This is a genomic window from Bradyrhizobium sp. AC87j1, from assembly GCF_002936975.1.
Taxonomy (GTDB): domain Bacteria; phylum Pseudomonadota; class Alphaproteobacteria; order Rhizobiales; family Xanthobacteraceae; genus Bradyrhizobium; species Bradyrhizobium shewense.
The window spans coordinates 13,607-39,912 of the sequence record NZ_PTFE01000076.1 but is presented as its reverse complement, the minus strand read 5'-3'; the positions used below and the strand labels follow the sequence as shown (position 1 = coordinate 39,912).

The following is a 26,306-nucleotide window of genomic DNA, read 5'->3' as shown; positions in this document are numbered from 1 at the left end:
AGTAGCTAGCCGCGGGCTCCTGCAACCTCTCCCGCTTGCGGGGGAGGTCGGCGCGCAGCGCCGGGTGGGGGCTTTCTCCGCATCGGGAATGTCCCAGTGCGAAGACACCCCCACCCCAGCCCTCCCCCGCAAGCGGGAGAGGGAGCGCACCTCTTCCGCCGTTGCCATGGTGCTCTGATCAACGCGCGCTGCTGTGCGTGATAATGAGGTGCTAGGCTCCCAGCATAAGAACATGAGGGAGCGAACGCGATGGCTGCAAGCAGCGTGCCCGGCAATACGAGCGGGCTGTTCGTCGAGCCGCGCGAGGACTGGCTCGCGCTGCATCGGGAGGAGATCATTGATCCCTTGCGGCCGATCGTCGATCCCCATCACCATCTCTGGAATCGCGGCCACCGCTATCTGATCGAGGAAATGGCGGCCGACATCGCCTCCGGCCACAACGTCATCGCGACCGTCTATGTCGATTGCCGCTCGATGTATCGCGCGCATGGGCCGGAAGCGTTCCGGCCCGTCGGCGAAGTCGAGTTCGCCAACGGCGTCGCCGCGATGAGCGCGAGCGGCGCTTACGGCAAGGCGGCGATCTGCGCCGGCATCGTCAGCCACGCCAATCTGCTGCTGGGCGAGGCCGCCAAGCCGCTGCTGGAAGCCGAGATCGCGGCCGGCAATGGCCGCTTCCGCGGCATCCGGCATTCCTCGGCCTGGGACGAGGATCCCGTCGTCGCCGGCATGTATGCGAACCGGCCGAAGGGACTGTTGCAGGATTCAGCTTTCCGCAAAGGCTTTGCCTGCCTGGCCCCACTCAACCTCAGCTTCGATGCGTGGCTGTTCCATCCACAGATCGGCGAGCTGACCGAATTGGCGCGCGCCTTCCCCGACACCAGGATCGTGCTCGACCATTGCGGCGGCCCGGCCGGCGTCGGCCGCTTTGCAGGGCGGCGCGAAGAGGTGTTTGCGCAATGGCGCGCCTCGATCCGCGAGATCGCGACATGCGAGAACGTGGTGGTGAAGCTCGGCGGCCTAGCCATGTGCCTGCTCGGCTACGACTTCCATTTGCGCGAGAGGCCGCCGTCATCCGAGGAGCTCGCCGCGGCCTGGCGCCCTTACGTCGAGACCTGCATCGAGGCGTTCGGACCCAAGCGCGCGATGTTCGAGAGCAACTTCCCGCCGGACAAGGGCCAGTGCAGCTACCAGGTGATCTTCAACGCCTTCAAGCGCATCGCCTCACCCCTGAGCGAGGCCGAGAAGACCGCGCTGTTCTCGCAGACCGCCACCGACGTCTATCGGCTCGAGCTGCCGTCATGACGAGAAGAGGGGCCGGGATGTTGATCCCGACCCCTCTTCCGTCGTGGCCGCTGGGAAGCGTTCTTGAATTGAGACTATTGTTTGAGCATGATCTTTTCGGAAACCGCTGCACACTTTTCCGGATCATGCTCTAGCCGGCACCCATCAGGGAGGCCGGACGGCGCTCTCCGGTGAGGGCGAAGATCTTCTTCAGCTTGTTGACGACGCGGATCAGGAAGCCGATCATAACGGGATTGGTCTTGCGGCAGAAGGCGATCTTCTTGACGTGGCCTTCGACATGCCATTTGGCATGCGCACCGTCGCGGAAGAAGATCACGTCGCCGGGGCCGTAGCGCTTGGGCGGCATGCCGTCGCTCTCGAGCACGATCGATCCTTCCATGATCATGATCGTCTCGTCGATATCGTAGTACCAGTTGAAGCGGCCTTCGGTGCACTGCCAGATGATGGTCGAGGCGGTGCCGTCGGCACTGGTGGACAGGATGTGCGAGCGCGACACGGGATTGCCCTCGATGATCCAGGACGGCTCGATCGGCCGCAGCTCAAGCTCGACATTGCAACTACCGATTTCAATCAATGCGCGCGACATCTTCTTCCCCAGCGGATTTAATAAAATATTGCCGGGTCTCGGCCCGGATTGTTTCGAAAGATGCCGGGAACGCTAGTCATCGGTTTTTAATTCTTTCTTACGCGGGCCCCGACAATCAGCCGGAAGTTGCAGGCGCGAAGCGGTTAACGCGGCGATTTCCCTGCAAATTCGAGCACATGAACCGATCTTTTCCGGGGTGCGACAAAGTGCGCGGAAGCATAAAACGGAGCCATGCCGATGCCCCTCACGCCCGAGGTTCTGACAGCCAATCGTGAGGCCGTTGCCTGGCTGGTCAGCCTCGATGTCTCCTTCGCGCCGGACGAGGAGCCCTGGTTCACCATCGACGGCATCGAAAACCCCAGGCAGATCGGCAGTGACGGCTCCGGGGGCGCGTACGTGCTTCTGCCGCCGCAGAATGTGCTCTACGTCTCATCGGAGGGCCGCGCCGGAATTATCGCCGATAGGTTCGAGGCGTTCGTCCAGCTCGTCGTCGCCCGTCCCTATTGGCTCGACATCCTCAAATTTTCCGGCGGCGGCGACCTCGCGGAGATGCGGCGTGCGGCGGAGGCGCTGGAGACGACGCTCGACGACGAGGACGAGATCAACGAGGCTCGCGAGGAGATCCTCAAGAGCCTCGACATGGACGAGGCGGACGATCCCGTCGGCGCGCTCTACGAGGCGATCGCTGCTTCCGACGCCATCGTGCGGGCCACCGACGGCAGCCCGTTCACGACACTGTTCAACCGCTTCAGCATCGACAACAATCCGATGCTGCGCAACGCGGCGGCGTGAGGGGGCTAGACGCGAGCACTTGGACTTTATGTATTTGCACCGTCATGGCCGGGCTTGTCCCGGCCATCCACACCTTGCGGCACAAAGAACGTGGATGCCCGGGACAAGCCCGGGCATGACGAGGGGCGGCTTACTTCGCCCACTCGCCCTTGCGGAATACCGGTACCTTGCTGCCATCGGGCAAGATGCCGTCGATGTCGGTCTCGGCCGAGCCGATCATCCAGTCGATATGGATCAGACTCTGGTTGCCGCCTTGCGCGGCGATCTGCTGTGGGGTGAGCTGCGCGCCGTTGACGAAGCACTTCGAATAGCACTGGCCGAGCGCGATGTGGGACGCTGCGTTCTCGTCGAACAGCGTGTTGTAGAACAACAGCCCGCTCTGCGAGATCGGCGAGGAATGCGGCACCAGCGCCACTTCGCCGAGGCGCCGGGCGCCCTCGTCGGTGTCGAGCACCTTGTTCAGCACCTCTGCGCCGCGCGAAGCCTTTGCATCGACGATCTTGCCGTCCTCGAAGCGCACCGCGATGTTGTCGATCAGCGTGCCCTGATAGGACAGCGGCTTCGAGCTCACGACATGGCCGTAGACGCGGCGGCAATGCGGCGTGGTGAAGACCTCTTCGGTCGGGATGTTGGCGTTGCAGCTGATGCCGTTCTTGGAGAGCGAGGCGCCGCCCTCCCATTCGTGGCCATCGGCAAGGCCAATGGTGAGGTCGACCCCCGGTCCGTTGTACTGGAGCGCGCGGAAGCGCTGGCCGTTGAGCCAGTTGGTACGCTCACGCAACACCGCATTGTGGCTCGCCCAATTGCCCATCGCGTCCTCGCGATCGACGCGGGACGCCGCGAAAATCGCATCCGCGAGCTTGCCGACCGCGACGTCCTCGGGATCATCAGGAAACACCTGCCTGGCCCAGGACAGGCTCGGATAGGCGATGATGTTCCAGTTGGTGTCGAAATTGACGATCTTTTCCAGCGCAGGCTGATAGGCCATCGAATTCGCCTTGCTGGCGCGCGCCACCTTGGAAGGATCCTCACCCGACAACAGCATCGGATTGTCGCCGACGATGGCGAGCCGCGCTGTGTTGTCGGAGAACGCCTTGGCCATGCCCTCGTAGAGCCAGCCGGCGGCGCGATCGAAACTGCTGTCGTGGCCGTGGCGGTAGCGCGCCAGCGTCATCTCCTCGTCCGACAGGATCGGTGTCACGATGCCGGCGCCGGCCTTGTAGGCATGCATGGCGATCCGCCGCACCAGCGGCAGCGCGATCGCGGGTGCCGTCAGAAGCAGATCCTGCCCCGGCCGCAAGCCCAGGCCCACCTTCACCGCCACCTCGGCCAGCCGGTCGAGCTTCACGGGATCGATGGGAGTGGCGGAATTGCGGTGATCAGTCATGCGGGGCCCTCTGCCGAAAGTCTGTCGTTCAATCTAAGTCTAGCATCGCGGGACGCAAGTGCGCGAGCACATTGCGACATGGAGAAGGTACGCAGTTTCACGCATTTTGGTTTTCAACGCGTTGCCGATTTCAGCACCCGGTCAACCATGGCGGGCGCGAGCCCGAGGTAATTTTTCGGTGAGGTGAGCGCCTCGATTGTGGCGCGATCGATGCGGCTCGCTATCCGGGAGTCCACGGACAGCGCGTCGGCCAGGCTCATTCCCTTCTCGTTGGCCTGACGGCAGGCGTCATAGACCACGTCATGGGCCTCCTGCCGGCCGAGCTGTGGCGCGAGCCCCATCATGACCGCCTCGGCCACGATCAGGCCGCGGCTGACCGCAAGATTGTCGTTCATCTTCGCCTCATCCACGATGAGGCCTGCGAGTGCGAACTTCGCCTGGTGCAGCGCGCCGGCGGTCAGCACGAAGCTCTCCGGAATCGCCATCCATTCGGCGTGCCAGGGGCCCGTGGCGCGTTCGAAATCCTGCACCATAGCATCGAGCATCAGGCCGGCGTGCTGGCGCACCGCCTTGGACGCCGCCAGCATCAGCTCCGACGAGATCGGATTGCGCTTCTGCGGCATGGTCGAGGAGGCGCCGCGTCCCTTGACGAAGGGCTCGTAGACTTCGGCGAACTCGGTCGAGGCCATGATCATGATGTCGAGTGCGATCTTGCCGAGCGAGCCAGTGACGAGCGCAAGGAAGTTCACGGCTTCTGCAAAGCCGTCGCGCGCGACGTGCCAGGTCGAGGCGGGAATGCCGAGCTTCAGCTCCGCGCAGAGCGCCTCCTGCACCTCAAAACCCTTGTCGCCGAGCGAGGCCAGCGTGCCGGCGGCGCCGGCGAACTGGCCGACCAGCACGCGCGGCTTCAATTGCGCCAGCCGCTCGGCGTGGCGGTCGAACATGGCGAGCCAGATCGCGGTCTTGTAACCGAAGGTCACCGGCAGCGCCTGCTGGAGATGGGTACGGCCGGCCATCGGCGTATCGCGATATCGCTGCGAGAGATCGGCGAGGATGCGGCGGAGTTCGGCGATGTCGCGCTCGACGATCCCGAGCGCAGCGCGCAGTTGCAACACCACGGCGGTGTCCATGATGTCCTGCGTGGTCGCGCCCCAATGCACGTAGCGGCCGGCCTCGCCGCACTGCTTCACCATCTGATGCACCAGAGGGAGGATCGGATAGCCGACGATGTCGGTCGCCTGCCTGAGCAGATCGAAATCGAGCGCGGCGACGTCGGTCCGCGCCGCGATCTGATCGGCGGCCTCCTGCGGGATCACGCCACACTTCGCCTCAGCCTTCGCCAGCGCCACCTCGACCTCGGCATAGCGAGCCACCAGCGCGACGTCGGAGAACACCTCCCGCATCTCGGGCGTACCGAAGGCGTCGCGGAACAGCATGGAATCGAGCACGGTGGTGGAGGCTGGAAAAGCGGGCATCGGCGTTTCTTCGTGGTTGGTGTTTGTGTGGGCGACAGCTTACGCAGGGCACGCGGTCCGGCAAAGGACATTCGCGGTTGAGGTGCCGGAGCGAAGCGGAGGCCTCGAAGGAGGAACGGCCCGGCTGCATCGTGGCCGTTCATCCTTCGAGGCTCCCCGCGCGGCGCCTTGCGTCGCGCGTCTCGCGCCTCAGGATGACGGGTCGATTTCGGACGGAATATCCGGTCAACAGGTCGCCCACAGCGTCTGCCCCAATCGCACGGCATGGCTGCCATCACGCGATCGCGATGAACCAAGCGGCCCCTTCCGCAGACTCACAGTTTTCGACCCAAATTTCATTTTGTTTTTTGCTAGCCGCAATTCGTAATGAGGCCTGAGTTTCGACGTGCAGTTTCTGTTCCGGGACCACCTTCTCGATACCGACCGGCGCGAGCTGAGCCGCGAGCAGGTTCCCGTTGCCGTGGAGCCGCAGGTTTTCGATCTCGTCGTCCACCTGATGCAGAACCGCGATCGGGTGGTCAGCAAGGACGAGTTGATCGACAAGATCTGGCACGGGCGCAGCGTCTCCGAATCCACCTTGACCAGCCGGATCAACGCGGCGCGCAAGGCCGTCGGCGATAGTGGCGCGAGCCAGGCGCTGATCCGCACCATCGCCCGCAAGGGCTTTCGCTTCGTCGGAGATGTCGAGGCCAAAGGTAGCACGATGGGTGGCGCGATCGCGCCGGAGCCCGGTTACGCCGCACGGGTGCAGCGCGCCGCACTCGCGCTTCCCGAGCGGCCGGCGATCGCCGTGCTGCCCTTCACCAATATGAGCGGCGCGGCCGAGCAGGATTATTTCTCCGACGGCATCAGCGAGGACATCATCACCGCGCTGTCGAAGCTGCGCTGGTTTTTCGTCATCGCGCGCAACTCCTCCTTCGTCTACAAGGGCCGCGCCGTGCACATCCGCGAGGTCGCGCAGGAGCTCGGGGTGCGCTACGTGGTCGAAGGCAGCGTGCGGCGGAGCGGCGAGCGCCTGCGCATCTCAGCCCAGCTCAACGACGTCTCGACCGGAAGCCATCTCTGGGCCGAGCGCTACGACCGCGAGCTCGCCGACATCTTCGCCGTGCAGGACGAGATCACCGAGGCGATCGTTGCCGCGATCGAGCCGCAGCTCTACGCCGCCGAGAGCTTCCGCGCCCAGCAGAAGCCGCCCGGGAGCCTGGACGCCTGGGACCTCGTGATGCGCGCCTTGTCGCATCACTGGCGCAGCACGCGCGAGGACAATGCCGCCGCGCAGGGACTGCTCGAAAAGGCCGTCGCGATCGATCCCACCTATGGCAAGGCGCTGGGCCTGCTCGCGACCAGCCATATCTTCGGCGCGCATATGGGCTGGGCCGACATGGCCGCGACAGTGCCGATCGCCGAACGCGCGGCGCTCGCGGCGGTGGAGGCCGATCGCGAGGACGCCTGGGCCCATCACGGCCTCGCCTACACCTATCTGTTCCGCCGCCGCTTCGACGACGCGCTGGCAGAGTTCGAGCTGGCGCTGTCGCTCAACCCGAACTTCGCGATGGCGCACGCCTTTTACGGCGTAACGCTGTGCTACGCCGGACGTTGGCAGGAGGGCGATGCTGCCGCACGTCGCGCGCTGCGGCTGAGCCCGCGCGATCCGCTCGCAGCGATCTATTGCGGGGTTGCGGCCTATGCCCGGTTCGTGGGCCGTGACTATGACGGAGCTATGCAGATGGCGCGGGAGTCGATGCGGCAGCGCGGCGATTTCGTCGGCGCGCACCGCGTGCTGACGGCCGCCGCCGGGATGTCAGGAGATCCGGCGCTGGCGGCCTCGGCCCTGGAGGGCCTGCGCCGCGCCCAGCCCGAAGTCTCGCTCGCCTGGATCACGCGCGAGCTGCCGATGCTGCGGGACGAGGATCGTGCGCACTATCTCGAAGGATTGCGGCGCGCGGGAATGACGTGACGGTGGCGCCGCCCTCTCCCATCGCAGCCGCGATCGCAAGCTAATTAGGCGCTAGTCGTCGTCGGGCCCGAACAGCCTGATCTGCGGGAAGCCGCCGCGCGGCCGGCTGGCGTAATCACGCACATCGGAATCTTCGCGGATGTTGCGCGCGACGTCGTCCCAATCGGTGCGGTCGCGCATGCTTCGTTGCTCGCGACCCTCATAGGAGTGACGGCGCTCAGCCCAGCGCTCGCGGCGCTCCATCCGGCGTCGCTCGGACGCCGCGCGCTTCGCGTCGGAGTCCCTCGCTTTGGCATAGGCGTTCTCGGGTGAAGAGGCCGGCTCGGTCGAGGCCTGCTGCTCAGCCGGCTTTGCGGCTTGCGGAGGCGATGCGATTGCTGACTTCGACTGTTCCCTGAACTGTTCCTTGGACTGTTCCTTGGGCGGCTCGACCGCGGCCGCTTGCGAAGGCGGCGGCGCCGGCGGTCCGGCATTCGCCTGAGTGGGCTGCGAGTCAGGCTTGACGACTTCCGGCTTCGCTTCGGCTTGCGCTGGCGCGGCAATCATTGCGCCGAAGGCTTGCGAGCCGGTGAGATAATTGACGCGTTCCGAAGGCGCGTTTGTCTGTGCCGGCGCGCCCGCGGACTCCGCGCGCTGCGCCATCTTGCTGGTGTCCGGGCCGTGTTTGGACGCGACCGGATTCATGATGTTGCCGGCAACGATGCCCCCGCCAAGACCGATGGCAATGGCCGCGATAATGGTTCCGGCACCGACGAAATAGGCTGTCGAGGCGCGCATTGATCCACTCCCTCTTTGGGGCGAGCAACGCACGTTGATTGCCAGATGTTCCTGATGCAGGAGCGGTTCCCGGAGGAAACCCGCGCGTCAGATCTGCTGCGCGACTTTCTCGAGCCCGATGAGGCGGGCGAGCTTGCGCACTTCTTCCTTCTGATCGTCACGCAGTTGGAACAGCAGCGGCATGGCTGCCGACTTCAACTGCTGGACCTCGTCGCAATTCGGATCGATCTGCGCGCTGGGTGGCGCGTTTGGATTGGAGAGCTTGTTGGCCGAGATCTTGCGGACAACGTTGCGCAGCGCGGTCTCGACCGAAGGCCAGTAATATTCCTGCGACGAGGACAGCTTCAGGCGATCCCGTATGCCGGAGATCTGTGCGTCGGACAGCAGGGTATAGTGTTTCTGCGGCTGCGGCTTGGCGACAACCTTCGGCTTGGCCGGAACTTCGACGGCGGGGACCTCCGCCGCAGCGGGCGCTTCGGACAGGCTCGACGCCTTGGGCATCGGGAAATCGGACGGCGTGGCAGCGGCAAAAGCCTGGCGCAACGGCTCGGCCAGCACGGGTGCCTGCGAAAGCCTGTCGGCCGACACCTGGACCGGCTCGAACGCGGCCGAAGCCAGGGCCAGGGTCGGAACCAGACGGTCGGCCTTGGCGGCGCGGTTGGTGGCGAGCGGCTTGGCCGGAGGCGTCTGCGCGATCATCTCTTCGCTGACGCTGGGCACGCTGTCCCGGCCAAGAATGGCGGTGGTGGCGGCGCCCAGGACGAGGAAACAGGTCAGCACAACGATGGTGATGGCTTTGGACAAACGTCTCTCCGCGCCCAACTTCAAGTCCACGTGATCACTGCCCGACAACTGGGCGATAATTAAGGCTTAACCGTGCCATCGCGGCGGCAATCGCGCGGACTGCGGCGACATCGCCCGGAAAATTCAAGGAAATCAGGCAGCTGCCGAAAGGTCGTAGGCGTCCTGGATGTCGGCGACGATCTCCGAGGCCTCCCACACCGCGCGCGGCTCGACCGATTGCAGCGTCACCGTCCAGTTGCCGCCCCGGCGGGTGCGGGGGACGCTGACGATGTCGAAACGGACGTTGCGGCACATCGGGTGGCGCGCCAGCGCATGAGCGACGCGGACGCGGATTTCGTCCAGCGAAGCCGCTGTCTTGCTGTTGAGAAAATCGAAGTCCATCGCCTGTTCCTCTCGGCCCTGAATGGCGGACCGTGAGGGGATTCTTGGTCGGCGTTGGTTAATCTGCCGTTAAATAAGGGGGGCGGAGGAGCCCGGGATTAACCGTGATCCACACCGTCGTGGCCGGGCTCGACGGGCTGCGCCTACGGCCCGCCCGCCGCACGATATTCGGCGAGCGTCCGCGCAACCAGTTCGTCAACCGCCGGCACGTCCGTCACCCCCGAGGTCGAGTGGCCGCCGCTCCAGATGTCGCGCCAGCGCTTTGGCCGGCTCTCGCGCGCGGCAACGTCAATGTCCTCAGCGATATCGATCGCGCCCCGTGCCGGGAGATCGTCGGGATCAAGGCCGGCGGCCACGATCGACGGCCTCAGCATGCTGGTCTGCAACCCCGTGAACGCAGTGGTGAGCAAGATGTCGTCAGCGCAGCTCTCGACCAGCATGCGCTTGTAGCGTTCGTCCGCCATGCTCTCGCGCGTCGCGATGAATTTCGTGCCCATATAGGCGAGATCGCAGCCGAGCACTTCGGCCGCGTGCAGCGCACGGCCATCGCTGATGCCGCCGGCGAGCACGATGATGCCGTCGTAGAATGCGCGCACCGCGCGGACGAAGGCGAACGGATTGAGCCAGCCGGTCTGCCCGCCCGCGCCCGCCGTGAGCAGCACCAGCCCATCGGCACCTGCTTCCGCCGCCCGCTCGGCGTGGCGGATGGAAGCGACGTCCGCCAGCACCAGCGCGCCTGCGTCATGCAGCGGCTTCACCACAGGCGCGGGCGAGCCGACCGAGGTGATGACGATCTCCGGCCTGTGCCGCAGCAGCACGGCGAGATCCTGCGCGAGCCGTGCATTGGAGCGGTGCACGATCAGGTTCGGGCAGAGTGGTGCTGGCTTGCAGCCGGTTTGATCTTCGTGCTGGCGCAGCCGCATCGCGATCGCGGCGAGCCAATCATCGAGCTGGTCCGTGCTGCGGCAATTCGCGGTGGGGAAGCTGCCGATCACCCCATGGCGGCAGGCCGCGACCATGAGCTCGACGCCCGACACCAGGAACATCGGCGCTGCGATCAGCGGCAGAGCGAGACGATCGCCGAAGCGTTGCAGTCGATCTGATGGCACGCAAATCTCCTCGTCACGCTTGCCTCGCCGTGCGGGCTTTGTCGTTTCCTCCCGCAGTCTCTGTGCTAGCGTCACCGGCAACATTGGCACGCCAGAAGCCGATGACAAAGCAACGAGGAAACATATGTCCGATCCGCTCCACGCATCGTCCCCGACTTGTGCGCAGACGCTACGGGCGTTGTCGCGCTATCCCGGTCGCACTGCTTTCGCGTGGCCCGAGGGATCGCTGAGCTATCAGGGAACGATCGACCTGATCGGACGCATCCAGGGCGTGTTCATGCGGCTTGGACTGCAGGCGGGCGCGCGCGTCGCCTTCCTCACCGCGAACCGCGCCGACAGCTGGTGCGCGGGCGTCGCCGCGCAATTGTCGCGGCTCTGCATCACCTGGCTGCATCCGCTGGGATCGCTGGAGGACCAGCTGTTCCAGCTCGAGGATTCCGAGGCCGAGATGCTGGTGGTCGACGCGGCCGCCTTCCGCGACCGCGGCGGCGAGCTTTCCGCGAGGGCGAGCCGGCTGAAGGCGGTCTTCACCATGGAGTCGGCCGGTTACGGTGTCGATCTGCTGGCGGCCGTCGAGAGCGCGGGACACGCCAGCGCGCTGTGCCTCGCCGGCCTCGACGATCTCTCCACGCTGAACTACACCGGCGGCACCACCGGAAAATCCAAGGGCGCGCTGCGCTATCACCGCGAGAACGCCGGAGCCGCCGCCGCGATCCTCGCCGATTTCGAGATCCCCGACGCTGCACGCTACCTCACGGTCGCCCCGATCAGCCATGTCGCGGGCACGAAGGTGCTGCCGACCTTGATGCGCGGCGGCACCGTGCACATGCTGAAGGGATTCGATCCCGAGGCCGTGCTGACCACGATCGCGCGCGAGCGCATCAACTTCACGCTGTTCGTGCCGACCATGATCTACGTGCTGCTCGATCATCCCTCGCTCGGGAAGACCGACCTGTCCTCGCTCGAGCTCGTGCTCTACGGGGCGTCGGCGATGTCGCCGAGCCGGCTGGTCGAGGGCATCGAGCGGATCGGGCCGGTGTTCTCGCAGCTCTATGGCCAGACCGAATGCTATCCGGTCTCTGTGCTGCGCAAGGCCGATCACGATCCCAGGACGCCGGAGCTGTTTTTGTCCTGCGGCTTCCCGATCGCGGCCTGCGAGGTCAAAATCCTCGACGACAACGACCAGGAGGTGAAGACGGGCGAGGCCGGTGAAATCTGCGTGCGCGCCCCGCATGTGATGGCGGAATACTGGAAGCGGCCCGACATCACCGCCGAGACGCTGAAGAACGGCTGGGTCCACACCGGCGACATCGCGCGCAAGGACGAGCGCGGCTACATGTTCATCCTCGACCGCAAGAAGGACATGATCGTCTCCGGGGGCTTCAACATCTTTCCGCGCGAGGTCGAGGACGTGCTGTCGCAGCATGCGGACGTGGCGATGGTCGCGGTCGTCGGCATCCCCGACGAGAAATGGGGCGAGGCCGTCACCGCCATCGTCGTGCCGCGCGAGGGCGCAAGGCCCGATCCGGACGAGTTGATCAACCTCGTGAAAACGCGAAAAGGCTCGGCGCATGCCCCGAAGCAGATTCAGTTCGTCAAGCAATTGCCGATGACCGGCGTCGGCAAGGTCGACAAGAAGGTATTGCGTGCGGGGTTCTGGAGCGGGCGGGACCGGATGGTGGGCTAAATACCCCGGGATTTTACGGTGTGATTGTGGCCCCGGCACCACAACGAGCAACGGAGTATGCGCCTGCGATGGCCGCCCGATTGCAGGCGAATCAGGGAATCAACTAGACCGCTGATGGGGCTGGGAAGCGGAGTAAGAGATGAGAGTCGCTTCCCTGGAAAGTGCAGTCGCCGCGGTCACCTTGATCACGGCTATCGTCGTGGTGCTGTGGGAGATCAAGATCTTCTACGGAATGTGAACTGGCAGGATGCCTCGTCGCACACGACCAAGCATCCCTTCCGCGGCGGCGGAAGCCTGCCGTTCAATCGGCTCACAGAGCGACCGCTGCAAAGGCCGTCACGCTCACCGCTTCTCGATCACCAGGCTCTGCACCGCGCGGCCGAAATAGCCTTGCCTATCCGCCAGCCGCGACATTGCGAGCCCCGCGCCGTCGGGTCCTATCCAGGAGTCGCCGTCGAGCAGGATCCAATCGCCGATGGGCTGGCGCGAAAAATTCACGGTGAGGTCGGCGTTGATGTAGGTCCAGGCGCGAAAATCGAGCGTCGAGGCGGTGCCATTGGAGAAATCGGCGGCGACCACGGCGCGCATGGCCTGCGAGATCGCTTCGCCCTCGATGAGCGGATGATCGACGCGAAACCAGATTGCGCCGGCGCCGGCCTGGCCGAAGCGGCCGCGCGCGGCGCGCATCGAGACCGAACGCACGAACGGGCTGGTGGCGGCGTGACCGTCCTCGACCAGCGAGTCCTCCGGCATGGGCAGCGTCACCGGCAGCGCCTTGACGTCGGCGGGCAACGACAGCGCCTGGCGCCTGATCTTGAGCACGGTGGCGCCGACGACCTGCACACCGTCGGCGAGCAGCTTGATTTCGCAGAGCTGGATCTTGCGGCCCTCGCGCAAGACGTTGGTCACGATCGTCAGCGGCGCGACCGGAACGGGGCGCATCAGATCGATGGTGACGCGCGCGATATCCATCGGAGCAGGTGTCGGAATGCGCTCGGCCGCCCAGGTCACCAGCGACGCCGGCGCCGAGCCGTGCTGCATGCGCCGATCCCAGGGACCCGCGGCATCCGGACTGGTGAGGACGCTGTTGCCGTCGACGCGGTAGATGGGGGGCATATTGGCTCGGTCTCTCGGCTGGCGTTCCCCGGACGCTGCGCAGCGCGTAGCGGTGCGCTGCAGAGCCGGGGTCCATGCGTTGCAATGGGTCCCGGCTCTGCGCAGCAGCGCTGCACGCTGCGGCGCGTCCGGGACACGAGAACTACAACGGCGGATCGATCGCTTCGTCGTATTCCTTCTTGAAGCGCGCGATCAACTCGGCGGCGGGCATAACCTTCTCTACGCTGCCGATGCCCTGGCCCGAGCCCCAGATCTCCTTCCAGGCCTTCGGCTTGGCGCGCTCGCCGGAAGCGTCGGTGCCGAAATTCATCTTGGAGGGATCGGAGGTCGGCAGATTTTCCGGATCCATGCCGGCGGCGAGGATCGAGGGTTTCAGATAATTGCCGTGCACGCCGGTGAAGAGGTTGGAATAGACGATGTCGTCGGCGGTCGATCCCGCGATCATCTCCTTGTACTTCTCCACCGCGTTGGCTTCCTTGGTCGCGATGAAGGCCGAGCCGATATAGGCTAAGTCGGCCCCTAAGATGCGTGCGGCGCGGATTGCCTTGCCGTTGCCGATGGCACCCGACAGCGCGATCGGGCCGTCGAACCACTTTCGTGTCTCGGCAACGAAAGCCAGCGGCGAGATGGTGCCGGCATGGCCGCCGGCGCCGGCCGCGACCAGGATCAGGCCGTCGGCGCCCTTCTCGATCGCCTTGTGCGCGAATTTCTGGTTGATCACGTCGTGGAAGACGATGCCGCCCCAGCCGTGCACCGCCTGGTTCAGCTCCTCGCGTGCGCCGAGCGAGGAGATGATCATCGGCACCTTGTACTTGGCGCAGAGCTGCATGTCGTGGTCGAGACGGTTGTTCGACTTGTGCACGATCTGGTTGACCGCGAACGGCGCCGAGGGCTTGTCGGGATGGGCGCGGTCATAGGCCGCGAGCTCCTCGGTGATGCGCGCCAGCCATTCGTCGAGCAGCTCCGGCGGCCGCGCGTTCAGGGACGGAAACGAGCCGACCACACCTGCCTTGCACTGCGCGATCACGAGATCGGGCACCGAGATGATGAAGAGCGGCGAGCCGATCACGGGGATCGACAGGCGTCCTTTGAACAAGGCAGGCATGGACATTGCGGGACGATCCTCTGTTGGCAGATCAATGGAAGGTTGACCGCCATACCAACAAGGCAATCTTTCCACTGTCAAGTATTGCGTTTTGCCGCCGGAGCGGATGCCTGGGCAGCAATTTCCAAGCAGCGGAATTCGCCTCTCCGTCATTCCAGGGCGCGCCTCTTGGCGCGAACCCGGAATCCATCGGGCGTCACCGCGAATGGTAGAATGGATTCCGGGTTCGCGCTTCCGCGCGCCCCGGAATGACGAGAGGCGAGAGCTGCTCCTACCCGATCAGATCCGGATTGATCAGCCGCTCGAACGAGAACATCTCGTCCCACTTCTCTTGCGTCAGCAGCTTGCGTTCGGTCACCACGATCTGGTGCAGCGACTTGCCGCTCTTGTAGCCCTCGCGCGCGATCTCGGCGCATTGCTTGTAGCCGAGCAGCGGCTTCAGCACCGTGACGATGCCGAGCGAGTTGAGCACCATGTTGCGGGTGTGCTCCTCGTTGGCGGTGATGCCGACCACGCAATTCTCGCGCAGGCTGTTGACCGCGCGCTCCATGGTGCGGATCGAGAAGAACAGCGCGAACGAGATCACCGGCTCCATCACGTTGAGCTGGAGCTGGCCGGCGGATGCCGCGAGCGTCACCGTGGTATCGAGCCCGATGACGAGGAAGCTGGTCTGGTTGACGACCTCGGGGATGACGGGATTGACCTTGCCCGGCATGATCGAGGAGCCCGGCTGCAGCTGCGGCAGGTTGATCTCGTTGAAGCCGGCACGCGGGCCGGAGGCGAGCAGGCGGATGTCGTTGCAGATCTTGGTCAGCTTGCTCGCGGTGCGCTTCAGCACGCCCGAGAGCTGCACATAGGCGCCGGTGTCGGAGGTCGCCTCGACGAGGTCGCCGGCGAGGACGAAGTCGACGCCGGTCAGCGCGCTGAGGTGCCGGACCGCGAGCTTGGGATAGCCGACCGCAGCCGTGACGGAGGTGCCGATCGCGGTGGCGCCGAGATTGATCTCGCGCAACAGCGCACGCGCTTCCGAGATGCGGTCGACCTCCTCGCCGATCGTGGTGCCCCAGCCCCGGAATTCGGCCCCGAGCGACATCGGCACGGCATCCTGCAGATGCGTGCGGCCCATCTTCAGCACACGGTCGAACTCGCGACCCTTGGCGAAGAAGGCTTCCTGGAGCTGACGCAGCGCGGTCATGTAGCTCTCGAGCCGCAGGATCAGCGCGAGGCGAAAGGCGGTCGGATAGGTGTCGTTGGTCGACTGGCCGTAATTGACGTGATCGTTCGGGCTGACGTGCTGATAGTCTCCCTTGCCGAAGCCGAGCGATTCCAGCGCGAGGTTCGCGATCACCTCGTTGGCGTTCATGTTGGTGGAGGTGCCGGCGCCGCCCTGGATGAAGTCGGTGACAAACTGGTCCATCATGTCGCCGGCGATCACGCGGTCACAGCCGAGGATGATCGCGTCCGCGACCTTGGCCTCGATCGCGCCGAGATCGCGATTGGCCATGGCGGCTGCCTTCTTGACGTAACCGAGCGCCTTCACGAAGTAAGGCTCCTGGTTCATCGGAATGCCGGTGATGTGGAAGTTCTCCTTACCCCGGATGGTCTGGACGCCGTAATAGATGTCGTCGGCGATCTCACGCTGTCCGAGGAAGTCCTGCTCCGTACGGCTCATGGGCGCTCCTTGTTGCTCGCGCGACGTCCTTTAGTTCTGGCACAGCGCGCTGGTCACGAAAGTATCGGTGCGGCAGTCGTCCGGCTTGCGAGCCCTGCCGGGAATCAGGACCTTGGCCGAGCATTTTTCCGCGGAGTCGGCATTCAGGCTCCTGCCGTCCTTGTAACCCTTGCTCTGGCAGAGTTGGTCGGCGGCCTGCTTGCAATCGGGCGCGCCGTTGGACGAGGCCGGACAGGCCACCCGGCCCGACACCATGGTCGAAGGCTTCGCCAGCCGCGACAGATCGTTCATGGTCTCGCTGGGGCTTTTGATCGGCGGCAGGATCGAGGGCAACTTGTCGAACAGCTTGCCCATTTCATTGATCAGCCCGGGATTTTCCGCTGCCGCCGGCGGCGCCGATGGAGCGGGTGTCGACGGCTGAGGCGCGGCCTGCGACCCCTGCTCCTGCAAGCCAAGCGCCGGCGGAGCGGATTGCGGCCATCCGGTCCCGGCGGCACCGAGCAGGACCAGCAGCACTGCTGATATCAGCGTCCCGAGCCGCAAGGCCGGATTGCCGGATCGAACCATCATGACGGCAACCGTAGCCGAACCCGGCCCGGTGGCAAAGCGCTGTGGATCTAGATCAACTTGATCGCCACCACGAAGCCGAGCACCAGCACGGCGGCACCGACCGCCACCACGAGACCGAGATGCTTCTCGATCTGGACCCGGATCCAGTCGCCATAGCGGTTGAGCAGGATGGCGACGATGAAGAAGCGTCCGCCGCGCGCGACGATCGAGCAGATGGTGAACAACAAGATGTTGTAGCCGGCGAAGCCCGAGGTGATGGTGACGAGCTTGTAGGGGATCGGCGTCAAACCCTTGAGCAGGATGATCACCGCGCCCCACTCCGCATAGGAGGCACGGAAGGCGTCGACCTTGTCGCCGAGGCCGTAGACCTGGATCAGCCAATGACCGACCGAGTCGAACAGCAGCGCGCCGATGGCGTAGCCCAGGATGCCGCCGAGTACAGAGGTGATGGTGCAGACGGTCGCGTAGAGCCAGGCGCGCTGCGGGCGCGCCAGCGACATCGGGATCAGCATCACATCCGGCGGCACCGGAAAGAAGGAGCTTTCGGCGAAAGACACCGCTCCCATGATCCAGAGCGCGTAGGGCTTGTGAGCGGCGTCGATGCACCAGTCGTAAATACGTTTCAGCATGGCGCCGCGATGAAGCACCATGGGACGGATTTGTCCATGCCGAGATTGAGGCGAATTATGACGTTTCGAGCATGATCCGGAAAAGTATGCGGCGGTTTTCCGGAAAGATCATGCTCAAACAAGAAGCTAAAGCGCGATGAACCATTCACCCTGATCTTATCGCGCTTTAGTGGCGCTTGCGCGCGGCACGCCCCTCGAGCGCGACAATTGGCCGCCTGGCAGCCACGCGCGGTGACGCGACCTTGGGCAGCTTCATCGGCGATTTCGGCAGCTTCTCGGCGATGCCGAGCATGTCTTCCCGCCGCGTCATCTCGCGCCAGACGTCCTCGGGGCGCACGCCGGCAGAGGCCCAGAGCACGGTGAGATTGTACAGAAGGTCGGCGCTTTCCCGTATCACGGCATCGGTGTCGCCGTTGACGGCGTCGATCACGACCTCGATGGCCTCTTCGGCGAGCTTCTTTGCCATTTTCGAGGGCCCGCGCTGAAACAGCCGGGCCGTACGCGATGTTGCCGGATCAAGATCCCTGGCCGCGAGCACAGCCAGATATAGCCGCTCAAGCGAATCACTCATGGTACTCAAAACTACTCTAAACAAATGGCGAGCGTGTTAACGCGCGGCAATAAAAGTAGAAAACAGGCCGGCGCGGCAAGCGCGACGGCCTGTCATGGTCAACTCCAGCTGCCAGAGCTAGTAGCAGTTCTGGTAGTAACCTTGGCCGCAGAACTCGGACGGAGCAGTGCCGCCGTAGCGCTGATATTGGAAGTTCGGGCCTGGACCATAATAGGGCCCGTAGGAAGGGCCGCTGTAATAGGCGGGACCGCCGTAATAGCCATAGCCCGGACCGTAGTCATAGGCATAGGAGTCACGGGTCGCGGCGATGGCAAGACCGGTGCCGATGGCCGCGAAAGCCGCAGCTGCGGCCGCGCCGCCTCCACCACCATGCCAGTGACGGCCGCCTGCATAGGATGCGGTCGGGGCAAGCGCGGTCAGCGCCAGCACCGCGGCGGTGGCAAGAACGGCCTTTCGGCCCGCAAACTTGGAGAATCGCTCGAACATGTCTTGGGCCCTCCTTGGGACCTGGAATGGACGCCTGCGGACAGGCTCATGCCTTTCAAACCCGCACAGCCTAAGTTGGGTTCCCCAACCCCAACACAAGCTGAACGGGGTTGCGTAATCGTGCCGCAACCGCCGCTCATCTGCCGTTCATGTTGGCGCGGAGAGACTGGCCGCTAGCCGGCGCCGCAAAGCGTCACGAAACCATAACAATGCGGAACCGGCGCAATCGATGTCAGGATTCAAGACGACCGCCCTCCGTTGCCTGCTGGCTCTCTCGATCTCGCTTGCAACGCTCGTTGCACGCGATGTCAGTGCGGCCGAGACCGCTGCGCCATCCATTGCGATTCACTTCACCTTCGACCGTCCGTTGGACGCGAGCATGGCGCCGTTCTTCCTTGCGGCGAAGGACGGCAGGTTCAGCGCCGAACGTCTCAACGTGTCCTTCAACAGCGCAGCCGGATCGCCGGAGGCGCTCGCACGCGTCGCCAAGGGCGACAGCGAGCTTGCGCTGGTCGACATCAACGAGCTGATCCGCCTTCGCGACAAGGAGGACTCGGCGCCGGTCAAGGCGGTGTTCGTGCTGTTCAACCGCGCGCCCTACGCGATCGTCGCGCGCAGGAGCCGCGGCATCCATCTCTTGCCCGATCTCGACGGCAAGACCGTCGGCGTTGCCGACGGCGATCTGTCGATGCGGCTGTGGCCGGCGCTGGCGCAGCAGAACGGCATCAAGGCATCGCGCGTCAGATTCCACAAGATTGGCGCCGCGGTCCGCGAGCCGATCCTGTCCGCAGGGCAGGTCGATGCGGTCGCAGGCTTCAACTATCTCTCCGCGGTGAACCTGCGCGACCGCGGCGTGCCCGGAGCCGATCTCGTCGTGCTGCGTTATGCCGACTATGGCTGCGAGGCCTATGGCTTCGCCGTGGTCGTCAACCCCGCCTTCGCCGCGGCGAAGCCGGACGCCGTGAAGGGCTTCGTCCGCGCCTTGATCGCCGGCATCAATGCGACCATCAAGGAGCCGGCACGTGCGGCGGACGAGGCCGCTGGCCGCATCGACGACGGCGACCGCGACCTGGAGCTGGAGCGCCTGCGCACCGTCCTCGCCGACAACATCCTGACCGACGAGGTCAAGCGCAACGGCCTCGGCGGCATCGAGCCCGCGCGCCTGGAGCGCTCGATCGACCAGATCGCGCAGGACTTCAAATTCCGCAAACGGCCCACGGCGGGCGACATCTTCGACGACCGGTTCCTGCCGCCGGTGGCGGGCCGGCTGATCAACTGAGCAAAACTGACAGCTTCCGCTATATCTCCCGCGCGATCCCTGCTTAAAATACGGGCTCCGTTATCCGCTCGAGTTCGTCGCCCGCATGCCCATCCTCCGTCTCTACACACGTGTTCTCGAACTGCTCGGCAAGGAGGCGCGGCTGGGCTGGCTGCTCGCGGTCGCCAATCTCCTGCTCGCGGGCTCGCAATTCGCCGAACCCGTGCTGTTCGGGCGGATCGTCGACGTGCTCTCGGGCAAGACGGTGGCCGGGTCGAGCTCGGCCTGGCCGTTCCTGGTAGCCTGGGTCGCCTTCGGGCTGTTCACCATTCTCTGCAGCGCGCTCGTGGCCTTGCAGGCCGACCGGCTCTCGCACCGCCAGCGCCAGGCGGTGCTGACCGATTATTTCGAGCACATCCTGCAATTGCCGCTGACCTTCCACTCCGGCACCCATTCGGGCCGACTGATGAAGGTGATGCTCAACGGCACCGACGCCTTGTGGCGGCTGTGGCTCGGCTTCTTCCGCGAGCACTTTGCCGCGATCCTCTCGGTCGTGGTGCTGCTACCGCTGTCGCTCTACCTGAACTGGCGGCTCGCGATCCTGCTGTTCGTGCTCTGCATCGTCTTCACCGCGCTGACGACCTTCGTGGTGCGCAAGACCTTCGGCATGCAGATGGCGGTCGAGGAGCAATATAGCGAGCTGTCCGCGCGCGCCTCCGATGCGCTCGGCAATGTCGCGCTGGTTCAGAGCTTCGTGCGCGTCGAATCCGAGGTAAAGGGGCTGCGCTCGATCGCCGATCAATTGCTCGAAGCGCAGATGCCGGTGCTGTCATGGTGGGCGCTCGTCACCGTCATTACGCGCGCCTCCACCACCATCACCGTGCTCGCGATCTTCACGCTCGGCATCGCGCTGCACGACCAGGGGCTCACCTCGGTCGGCGAGATCGTGATGTTCGTGAGCTTTGCGACGCTGCTGATCCAGAAGCTCGAGCAGGTGGTGAGCTTCATCAACAACGTGTTCATGGAAGCGCCCCGCCTGCGCGAGTTCTTCAATGTGCTCGACGCCGTGCCCGCGGTGCACGACAGGCCCGACGCGATCGACGCCGGCAGGCTGTCCGGCCTCGTCGAGTTCAACGACGTCACCTTCTCCTATGACGGCAAGCGACCGGCGATCGAGGACCTCACCTTCACCGCACTGCCCGGCCAGACCATCGCGCTGGTCGGCCCGACCGGCGCCGGCAAATCCACCGCGATCGCGCTGTTGCATCGCGCCTTCGACCCGCAGTCGGGTTTCATCAAGATCGACGGCATGGACGTGCGCGGCGTCACGCTGACCTCGCTGCGCCGGAATATCGGCGTCGTGTTCCAGGAGGCGCTGCTGTTCAACCGCTCGATCGAGGAGAATCTGCGCGTCGGCAAGCCGGATGCGACCGAGGCCGAGTTGCGCAAGGCGGCCGAACGTGCGCAGGCGCTCGATTTCATCGAGCGCAGCGGCGGCTTCGAGACCAATGCCGGCGAGCGCGGCCGCATGCTCTCCGGCGGCGAGCGGCAGCGGCTGTCAATCGCCCGCGCGCTGTTGAAGGACCCGCCGATCCTGATCCTGGACGAGGCCACCTCCGCGCTCGACGCCGTCACCGAGGCCAAGGTGAATGCCGCTCTCGACGAAGTGATGAAGGGCCGCACCACCTTCGTGATTGCCCACCGGCTCTCCACCATCCGCAACGCCACGCGGATCCTGGTGTTCGAGAACGGGCGGGTGATCGAAAGCGGAACTTTCGATGAACTCGTGGCCAAGAGCGGCCATTTCGCCGAGCTCGCCAGGGCCCAGTTCATGGTTCACGAGACCACACGGGCCAGTGTGACAGCCGCTGAGGCTGCTGCGACTGCTGCCAAATCCCCGTAGCAAGTCCCCACAGGATCGTCGAAATTCGGCCTATTTCATTGCGGAATACCCCGCTCATGCCCCTGTTCTCGACGCACCAGCCGGTATAGGTTTGCGGCGCCGCAAGCGGCGGCGCTGGATTTCAGAACCGACGATCAGATCACGAGCACCGCCCGTATCAGGCGGGTCTCCAAGGACCGGAATCGGATAGTGCACGCCCTACGCCCGCTGCTTCGCAAATCCCTGTTCAACCTGTTCGCTGCGTCGCTCGCATGTGCCGCGCTGCTTTCGCCGCGCGCGGCGAGCGCCGAAGCGCTGCTGCTGATCGAGGCCGACAGCGGTAAGGTGTTGCAGGCCGAAAACGCGACCATTCCCTGGTATCCGGCCTCCGTCACCAAGATCATGACAGCCTATGTGACGTTGAGGGCAGTCAAGGACGGCAGGCTGACGCTCGACTCGCTGCTTACGGTATCGCCGACGGCAGCCTCGCAATCGCCTTCGAAGATGGGGTTCCGTCCGGGAACGCAGCTCACCGTCGATAACGCGTTGAAGATGATGATGGTCAAGTCGGCGAACGACATGGCCGTGGTGCTCGCTGAAGGCGTCGGCGGTTCGATCGACGGTTTCTCCGCGATGATGAACGATACCGCGAAGAAGCTCGGCATGACGCAGACCAGCTACGTCAATCCGAACGGCCTTCCTGCCGACGGCCAGATCACGTCGGCGCGCGACCTCGGCATCCTCGCACGCTCGTTCCTGCGCGACCTTCCGGAATACGAATACTTCGTGCACATCCCGGCGATCCGCTTCGGCAAGCGCACCACCGGCAATTTCAACAAGCTGATCGGCCGCTATCCTGGCGCCGACGGTTTCAAGACCGGCTTCATCTGTGCCTCCGGCTACAACCTCGTCGCCTCGGCCACGCGCAACGGCCGCCGGCTGATCGCGGTGGTGCTCGGCGCCAATTCCGGCACCGCGCGCGCGGTGAAGGCGGCGCAGTTGCTGGAGCGCGGCTTCGGCCAGGACAATCTGACGTGGCTGCGCCCCTCGCTCGGCACGGTCGATAACCTCGTGCCGGTCGACGCCTCGCCGCCGAACCTGCGCGACGAGATGTGCGGCGGCCATCGCAAGCGGCCGGCCAGCGACGACGACGATGCGCTGATTGCGGCCAATGGCGGCACCAGCGGATCCGCCTCGGCCACCGGCGGCGAAGCCCAGGTGACCTTCTTCACCGCCGGCCTCCAGCCGCCCCTGATGAAGGCCTCCGAGCTGATGGCCTCGGCTCCAGCGGCGACCGAGCCCGTGCTGGTCTATACCGGCCCGACCCGCACCGGCACCGCCCTGATCGCGGCGGTCGTGGCCGATGCCGACCAGCAGACGGCGTCCAAGCCGCGTGGCAAGAAGTCGCGCGTGGCCAAGAAGCCTGACGCGGCCGACAAGCCGAAAGACGCCGCCAAGGACACCAAGACGGCGGCCGTGAAGCCTGTTGCCAAGCCGGCTGAGGCCAAGAAAAACGATAAGAGCAACGACAAGAGCGACGCCAAGACTGCGGCGAAGCCGGCGGCGCCCAAGCATGCGGCCGCCAAGCACGACGCGGCGGCAAAACCCGCCGAGAAGCCCGCGGCTAGCAGCGATCCGAAGCCCGCCAAGCCCAAGGCCGCGACCAAGCCCGCCGCCAAGCCGGCCAACAACAGTTAACGGCGCGCCGAGCCGCCCCCCGCGCTTCGCACCTGCGGCAGCGCGGCTACTCGACGATTCCAGTAGCCACTTCCTGACCTATTAAGCCTCAACGACTTGCCACCCGTTCCAGCAAGCTCGATACTGGCAGCAATGAGGCAAGCCCGAGACACAGCGGGCTCTGGTAGATGAGGGGAGTTTTCCATGGAGCGCATCTGGCTCAAGCAATATCCGCCCGGCGTGCCCGCCGATATCGAGCCGACCCAATACGCATCGCTGGTCGATCTTCTTGAAGAGAGCTTCACCAAGTTCGCCGACCGCAAGGCGTTCATCTGCATGGACAAGTCCATCAGCTATCGCGACCTCGACCAGATGTCGGTCGCGCTCGCCGCCTATTTGCAGGGCCGCGGGCTGCAGCGCGGCGCCCGCATCGCCATCATGATGCCGAACGTGCTGCAATATCCGATCGCGACCGCCGCCGCACTGCGCGCCGGTTTCGCGGTGGTCAATGTCAATCCGCTCTACACCCCGCGCGAGCTCGAGCACCAGCTCAAGGATTCAGGCGCCGAAGCCATCATCGTGCTGGAGAATTTCGCCCACACCGTCGAGCAGGTGATCGCCAAGACGCAGGTCAAGCACGTCATCGTCGGCAGCATGGGCGATCTGCTCGGCTTCAAGGGCGTGATCGTCAATCTCGTCGTCCGCCGCGTCAAGAAGATGGTACCGGCATGGTCGCTGCCGGGCTCGGTCTCTTTCAACGATGCGGTGTCGGCCGGCCGCGGCATGACCTTCAACAAGCCAAAACTCTCGCCGGGCGACGTCGCCTTCCTGCAATATACCGGCGGCACCACCGGCGTCTCCAAGGGCGCCACCCTGCTCCACCGCAACATCGTCGCCAATGTCCTGCAGAACGACGCCTGGCTTCAGCCGGCGCTCGCCGCACCGCCGCATGTCGACCAGCTCATGATCGTCTGCGCGCTGCCGCTCTATCACATCTTCGCGCTGACGGCCTGCTACCTGCTCGCGGTGCGCGCCGGCGGCTGCAATCTCCTGATCCCCAACCCGCGCGACATCGCCGGCTTCGTCAAGGAGCTGGCGAAATACCAGGTCAACAGCTTCCCGGCCGTGAACACGCTCTACAACGGCCTGATGCATCACCCTGATTTCAAGAAGCTCGACTTCTCCAAGCTGAAGATCTCCAACGGCGGCGGCATGGCGGTGCAGCGCCCCGTGGCCGATCAATGGAAGGCGATCACCGGCTGCTTCATCGCCGAGGGTTACGGCCTGTCGGAGACTTCGCCGACGCTGACCTGCAATCCGGCAACGGCCACCGAGTTCACGGGGACGATCGGCATTCCCGTGCCATCGACCTACATCTCGATCCGCGACGATGACGGCAACGAAGTCCCGCTCGGCCAGGCGGGCGAGATCTGCGCCAAGGGTCCGCAGGTGATGTCGGGCTACTGGAACAGGCCCGAGGAGACCGCCAAGGTGATGACCGCGGACGGCTATTTCCGCACCGGCGACATCGGCATCATGGACGAGAAGGGCTACACCAAGATCGTCGACCGCAAGAAGGACATGATCCTGGTCTCCGGCTTCAACGTCTATCCCAACGAGATCGAGGAAGTGATCGCGAGCCATCCGGGCGTGCTCGAATGCGCCGTGATCGGCATCCCCGATTCCAAGTCGGGCGAAGCGGTGAAGGCTTTCGTGGTGAAGAAGGATCAGGACCTCACCGCCGAGGCCGTGATCAAATTCTGTCACGAGCAGCTCACCGGCTACAAGGTGCCCAAGCACATCGAATTCCGCAGCGACCTGCCCAAGACCAATGTCGGCAAGATCCTGCGACGCGAACTGCGCGACGAGAAGAAGGCTCAGGCGGCGTAAGCGCGTCTGCGGTTCATGACCGTCGTCGACGATATCCAGCCATCAGGCATTCTCGCCTTCTGGCGCAAGGTCGGCCGCGAGCGCTGGTACAAGCGCAACGACGCCTTCGATGCCGAGGTCAGGCGCCGCTTCCTTGCTTTGTGGCAGAAGGCAGTCGTCGGCGGGCTGGCGTCATGGGAGGCAAGCGATGACGGCGCACTCGCGCTGGTCATCGTGCTCGATCAATTCCCCCGCAACATGTTCCGCGGCACGCCCCAGGCCTTTGCCAGCGATGCCCAGGCGCGCGACGTCGCCCGCCGGGCGATCGATCGCGGGGTCGATGGCAGGGTCGATCCGGTCCTGCTCGAATTCCTTTATCTGCCCCTCATGCATTCCGAGCACCTGCCCGACCAGCTGCACTGCGTCGCGCTGTTTCAAAACACCGAGAATGCCGAAAACCTGAAATACGCCCGGGAGCACGCCGACATCATCCAGCGGTTCGGCCGGTTTCCCCACCGCAACCACCTGCTCGGCCGCGACAGCACCGAGGAAGAGCAGGCCTTCCTCGACAAGGGCGGCTTCGCCGGTTGATGACATCACGGTGAAGGGGCCCCACCCTCACCGCTTCGCCCGCCGGCAATATTGTGCGGGCCCGCCGCACGGTCTAATAAGCGGGATCGATATTCAGGGAGACCGACAATGGCGATCCAGACTGGCGACAAGCTGCCCGAGGCGAAATTCCGCGTGATGACGGCGGAAGGCCCGCAGGTGAAGACCACCGACGATATCTTCAAGGGCAAGAAGGTGGCGCTGTTCGCGGTGCCAGGCGCCTATACCGGCACCTGCCACAAGATGCATCTGCCGAGCATCTTCCTCAACGCCTATGCCATGAAGGACAAGGGCGTCGACAGCATCGCCATCGTGTCCGTCAACGACGCCTTCGTCATGAACGCCTGGAAGCGCGACACCGACCAGCGCGACGAGGCCATCTTCCTCGCCGACGGCAATGCCGAATTCGCCAAGGCGATCGGCATGGAACTGGACGCCTCCGCCAACGGCCTCGGCATCCGCTCCAAGCGCTATTCGATGCTGGTCGAGGACGGCGTGGTCAAGAAGCTGAACCTCGAAGCGATGCCCGGCAAGGTCGAGGTCTCCGGCGGCGATACGCTGCTCGGGCAGCTCTGAGCCGCGGCGGAAGTTCCGTAGGGTGGGCA

At 64.8% G+C, this 26,306-nt stretch carries 24 protein-coding genes; 10 read left to right on the top strand and 14 right to left on the bottom strand.

Annotated elements, in window-relative coordinates; genetic code table 11:
• Positions 1 to 249 precede the first annotated feature (249 nt).
• Entirely contained in the window at positions 250 to 1,302 is a 1,053-nt protein-coding gene (locus CV770_RS30155) for an amidohydrolase family protein (RefSeq protein WP_091955821.1), read from the top strand.
• A 130-nt stretch (positions 1,303 to 1,432) separates the two neighbouring features.
• Here CV770_RS30155 and CV770_RS30150 read toward each other — a convergent pair whose 3' ends face one another.
• Positions 1,433 to 1,888: a cupin domain-containing protein gene (locus tag CV770_RS30150; RefSeq protein ID WP_165637230.1), complete on the bottom strand. Its 456-nt coding sequence runs from the start codon at positions 1,886 to 1,888 to the stop codon at positions 1,433 to 1,435.
• A gap of 237 nt (positions 1,889 to 2,125) precedes the next feature.
• On the opposite strand from CV770_RS30150, the gene CV770_RS30145 reads away from it, so the two are divergent.
• The gene (locus CV770_RS30145) at positions 2,126 to 2,680 is read left to right on the top strand and encodes a hypothetical protein (RefSeq protein ID WP_091956029.1); all 555 of its coding nucleotides are present in this window, start codon (positions 2,126 to 2,128) and stop codon (positions 2,678 to 2,680) included.
• Between the two features lie 130 nt (positions 2,681 to 2,810).
• On the opposite strand, the gene CV770_RS30140 is transcribed toward CV770_RS30145, so the two are convergent.
• Positions 2,811 to 4,067: an aminopeptidase gene (locus CV770_RS30140; RefSeq protein WP_104464958.1), complete on the bottom strand. Its 1,257-nt coding sequence runs from the start codon at positions 4,065 to 4,067 to the stop codon at positions 2,811 to 2,813.
• Between the two features lie 113 nt (positions 4,068 to 4,180).
• Positions 4,181 to 5,542 carry a 3-carboxy-cis,cis-muconate cycloisomerase gene (gene pcaB / locus CV770_RS30135; protein ID WP_104464957.1) on the bottom strand — a complete coding sequence of 454 codons (1,362 nt, stop codon included), beginning with the start codon at positions 5,540 to 5,542 and terminating at the stop codon, positions 4,181 to 4,183.
• 385 nt (positions 5,543 to 5,927) lie between these two features.
• Between pcaB and CV770_RS30130 the strand changes: the two genes are divergently transcribed.
• Positions 5,928 to 7,499 carry a winged helix-turn-helix domain-containing tetratricopeptide repeat protein gene (locus CV770_RS30130; protein WP_091955817.1) on the top strand — a complete coding sequence of 524 codons (1,572 nt, stop codon included), beginning with the start codon at positions 5,928 to 5,930 and terminating at the stop codon, positions 7,497 to 7,499.
• Positions 7,500 to 7,550: 51 nt separating this feature from the next.
• Here the strand turns inward: CV770_RS30130 and CV770_RS30125 are convergent, their stop codons facing one another.
• The 4 genes from CV770_RS30125 to CV770_RS30110 all read right to left on the bottom strand — a co-directional run bounded on the left by CV770_RS30125 (position 7,551) and on the right by CV770_RS30110 (position 10,570).
• On the bottom strand, positions 7,551 to 8,276 hold the full coding sequence (locus CV770_RS30125) for a hypothetical protein (RefSeq protein WP_104464956.1): 726 nt from the start codon (positions 8,274 to 8,276) through the stop codon (positions 7,551 to 7,553).
• Between the two features lie 87 nt (positions 8,277 to 8,363).
• Positions 8,364 to 9,080, bottom strand: a complete 717-nt coding sequence (locus tag CV770_RS30120; RefSeq protein ID WP_165637228.1) for a hypothetical protein — start codon at positions 9,078 to 9,080, stop codon at positions 8,364 to 8,366.
• Between the two features lie 132 nt (positions 9,081 to 9,212).
• Positions 9,213 to 9,461 (bottom strand): hypothetical protein, encoded by a 249-nt coding sequence (locus CV770_RS30115; protein ID WP_104464955.1) that lies wholly within the window; start codon positions 9,459 to 9,461, stop codon positions 9,213 to 9,215.
• A gap of 143 nt (positions 9,462 to 9,604) precedes the next feature.
• Positions 9,605 to 10,570, bottom strand: coding sequence for an NAD(P)H-dependent flavin oxidoreductase (locus tag CV770_RS30110; protein ID WP_104464954.1), 966 nt, complete (start codon positions 10,568 to 10,570; stop codon positions 9,605 to 9,607).
• Between the two features lie 124 nt (positions 10,571 to 10,694).
• On the opposite strand from CV770_RS30110, the gene CV770_RS30105 reads away from it, so the two are divergent.
• Complete coding sequence (locus CV770_RS30105) at positions 10,695 to 12,257, top strand: AMP-binding protein (RefSeq protein ID WP_104464953.1); 1,563 nt, start codon at positions 10,695 to 10,697, stop codon at positions 12,255 to 12,257.
• 342 nt (positions 12,258 to 12,599) lie between these two features.
• Here the strand turns inward: CV770_RS30105 and CV770_RS30100 are convergent, their stop codons facing one another.
• The 7 genes from CV770_RS30100 to CV770_RS30070 all read right to left on the bottom strand — a co-directional run bounded on the left by CV770_RS30100 (position 12,600) and on the right by CV770_RS30070 (position 18,406).
• Positions 12,600 to 13,373 carry a thioesterase family protein gene (locus CV770_RS30100; protein ID WP_104464952.1) on the bottom strand — a complete coding sequence of 258 codons (774 nt, stop codon included), beginning with the start codon at positions 13,371 to 13,373 and terminating at the stop codon, positions 12,600 to 12,602.
• A gap of 142 nt (positions 13,374 to 13,515) precedes the next feature.
• Positions 13,516 to 14,484: an NAD(P)H-dependent flavin oxidoreductase gene (locus tag CV770_RS30095; RefSeq protein WP_104464951.1), complete on the bottom strand. Its 969-nt coding sequence runs from the start codon at positions 14,482 to 14,484 to the stop codon at positions 13,516 to 13,518.
• A gap of 265 nt (positions 14,485 to 14,749) precedes the next feature.
• Positions 14,750 to 16,150, bottom strand: a complete 1,401-nt coding sequence (locus tag CV770_RS30090; RefSeq protein WP_104464950.1) for an aspartate ammonia-lyase — start codon at positions 16,148 to 16,150, stop codon at positions 14,750 to 14,752.
• 30 nt (positions 16,151 to 16,180) lie between these two features.
• Entirely contained in the window at positions 16,181 to 16,720 is a 540-nt protein-coding gene (locus tag CV770_RS30085; protein ID WP_104464949.1) for a hypothetical protein, read from the bottom strand.
• Positions 16,721 to 16,767: 47 nt separating this feature from the next.
• The gene (locus CV770_RS30080) at positions 16,768 to 17,370 is read right to left on the bottom strand and encodes a YqaA family protein (RefSeq protein WP_201760106.1); all 603 of its coding nucleotides are present in this window, start codon (positions 17,368 to 17,370) and stop codon (positions 16,768 to 16,770) included.
• Positions 17,371 to 17,515: 145 nt separating this feature from the next.
• On the bottom strand, positions 17,516 to 17,920 hold the full coding sequence (hisE, locus tag CV770_RS30075; RefSeq protein WP_091955803.1) for a phosphoribosyl-ATP diphosphatase: 405 nt from the start codon (positions 17,918 to 17,920) through the stop codon (positions 17,516 to 17,518).
• 117 nt (positions 17,921 to 18,037) lie between these two features.
• The gene (locus CV770_RS30070; protein WP_028140692.1) at positions 18,038 to 18,406 is read right to left on the bottom strand and encodes a hypothetical protein; all 369 of its coding nucleotides are present in this window, start codon (positions 18,404 to 18,406) and stop codon (positions 18,038 to 18,040) included.
• Positions 18,407 to 18,635: 229 nt separating this feature from the next.
• On the opposite strand from CV770_RS30070, the gene CV770_RS30065 reads away from it, so the two are divergent.
• The 6 genes from CV770_RS30065 (at position 18,636) to CV770_RS30040 (ending at position 26,277) form a co-directional block, all read left to right on the top strand.
• Positions 18,636 to 19,685, top strand: coding sequence for an ABC transporter substrate-binding protein (locus tag CV770_RS30065; protein ID WP_104464948.1), 1,050 nt, complete (start codon positions 18,636 to 18,638; stop codon positions 19,683 to 19,685).
• A gap of 85 nt (positions 19,686 to 19,770) precedes the next feature.
• A complete protein-coding gene (locus CV770_RS30060) occupies positions 19,771 to 21,567 on the top strand; it encodes a glucan ABC transporter ATP-binding protein/ permease (RefSeq protein ID WP_091955799.1) in 1,797 nt (598 codons plus the stop codon).
• 189 nt (positions 21,568 to 21,756) lie between these two features.
• Positions 21,757 to 23,244, top strand: coding sequence for a D-alanyl-D-alanine carboxypeptidase family protein (locus tag CV770_RS30055; RefSeq protein ID WP_104464947.1), 1,488 nt, complete (start codon positions 21,757 to 21,759; stop codon positions 23,242 to 23,244).
• A 183-nt stretch (positions 23,245 to 23,427) separates the two neighbouring features.
• The gene (locus CV770_RS30050) at positions 23,428 to 25,113 is read left to right on the top strand and encodes a long-chain fatty acid--CoA ligase (RefSeq protein WP_104464946.1); all 1,686 of its coding nucleotides are present in this window, start codon (positions 23,428 to 23,430) and stop codon (positions 25,111 to 25,113) included.
• 15 nt (positions 25,114 to 25,128) lie between these two features.
• Complete coding sequence (locus CV770_RS30045) at positions 25,129 to 25,683, top strand: DUF924 family protein (RefSeq protein ID WP_104464945.1); 555 nt, start codon at positions 25,129 to 25,131, stop codon at positions 25,681 to 25,683.
• A 108-nt stretch (positions 25,684 to 25,791) separates the two neighbouring features.
• Positions 25,792 to 26,277: a peroxiredoxin gene (locus tag CV770_RS30040; protein WP_091955791.1), complete on the top strand. Its 486-nt coding sequence runs from the start codon at positions 25,792 to 25,794 to the stop codon at positions 26,275 to 26,277.
• Positions 26,278 to 26,306: the final 29 nt, after the last annotated feature.

Bases quoted from the DNA above. Each gene is read 5' to 3' on its own strand.
- CV770_RS30155 (WP_091955821.1), top strand. From the start codon at position 250: ATGGCTGCAAGCAGCGTGCCCGGCAATACGAGCGGGCTGTTCGTCGAG.
- CV770_RS30150 (WP_165637230.1), bottom strand. From the start codon at position 1,888: ATGTCGCGCGCATTGATTGAAATCGGTAGTTGCAATGTCGAGCTTGAG.
- CV770_RS30145 (WP_091956029.1), top strand. From the start codon at position 2,126: ATGCCCCTCACGCCCGAGGTTCTGACAGCCAATCGTGAGGCCGTTGCC.
- CV770_RS30140 (WP_104464958.1), bottom strand. From the start codon at position 4,067: ATGACTGATCACCGCAATTCCGCCACTCCCATCGATCCCGTGAAGCTC.
- pcaB (WP_104464957.1), bottom strand. From the start codon at position 5,542: ATGCCCGCTTTTCCAGCCTCCACCACCGTGCTCGATTCCATGCTGTTC.
- CV770_RS30125 (WP_104464956.1), bottom strand. From the start codon at position 8,276: ATGCGCGCCTCGACAGCCTATTTCGTCGGTGCCGGAACCATTATCGCG.
- CV770_RS30115 (WP_104464955.1), bottom strand. From the start codon at position 9,461: ATGGACTTCGATTTTCTCAACAGCAAGACAGCGGCTTCGCTGGACGAA.
- CV770_RS30105 (WP_104464953.1), top strand. From the start codon at position 10,695: ATGTCCGATCCGCTCCACGCATCGTCCCCGACTTGTGCGCAGACGCTA.
- CV770_RS30100 (WP_104464952.1), bottom strand. From the start codon at position 13,373: ATGCCCCCCATCTACCGCGTCGACGGCAACAGCGTCCTCACCAGTCCG.
- CV770_RS30095 (WP_104464951.1), bottom strand. From the start codon at position 14,484: ATGTCCATGCCTGCCTTGTTCAAAGGACGCCTGTCGATCCCCGTGATC.
- CV770_RS30090 (WP_104464950.1), bottom strand. From the start codon at position 16,150: ATGAGCCGTACGGAGCAGGACTTCCTCGGACAGCGTGAGATCGCCGAC.
- CV770_RS30085 (WP_104464949.1), bottom strand. From the start codon at position 16,720: ATGATGGTTCGATCCGGCAATCCGGCCTTGCGGCTCGGGACGCTGATA.
- CV770_RS30080 (WP_201760106.1), bottom strand. From the start codon at position 17,370: ATGGTGCTTCATCGCGGCGCCATGCTGAAACGTATTTACGACTGGTGC.
- hisE (WP_091955803.1), bottom strand. From the start codon at position 17,920: ATGAGTGATTCGCTTGAGCGGCTATATCTGGCTGTGCTCGCGGCCAGG.
- CV770_RS30070 (WP_028140692.1), bottom strand. From the start codon at position 18,406: ATGTTCGAGCGATTCTCCAAGTTTGCGGGCCGAAAGGCCGTTCTTGCC.
- CV770_RS30065 (WP_104464948.1), top strand. From the start codon at position 18,636: ATGTCAGGATTCAAGACGACCGCCCTCCGTTGCCTGCTGGCTCTCTCG.
- CV770_RS30060 (WP_091955799.1), top strand. From the start codon at position 19,771: ATGCCCATCCTCCGTCTCTACACACGTGTTCTCGAACTGCTCGGCAAG.
- CV770_RS30050 (WP_104464946.1), top strand. From the start codon at position 23,428: ATGGAGCGCATCTGGCTCAAGCAATATCCGCCCGGCGTGCCCGCCGAT.
- CV770_RS30045 (WP_104464945.1), top strand. From the start codon at position 25,129: ATGACCGTCGTCGACGATATCCAGCCATCAGGCATTCTCGCCTTCTGG.
- CV770_RS30040 (WP_091955791.1), top strand. From the start codon at position 25,792: ATGGCGATCCAGACTGGCGACAAGCTGCCCGAGGCGAAATTCCGCGTG.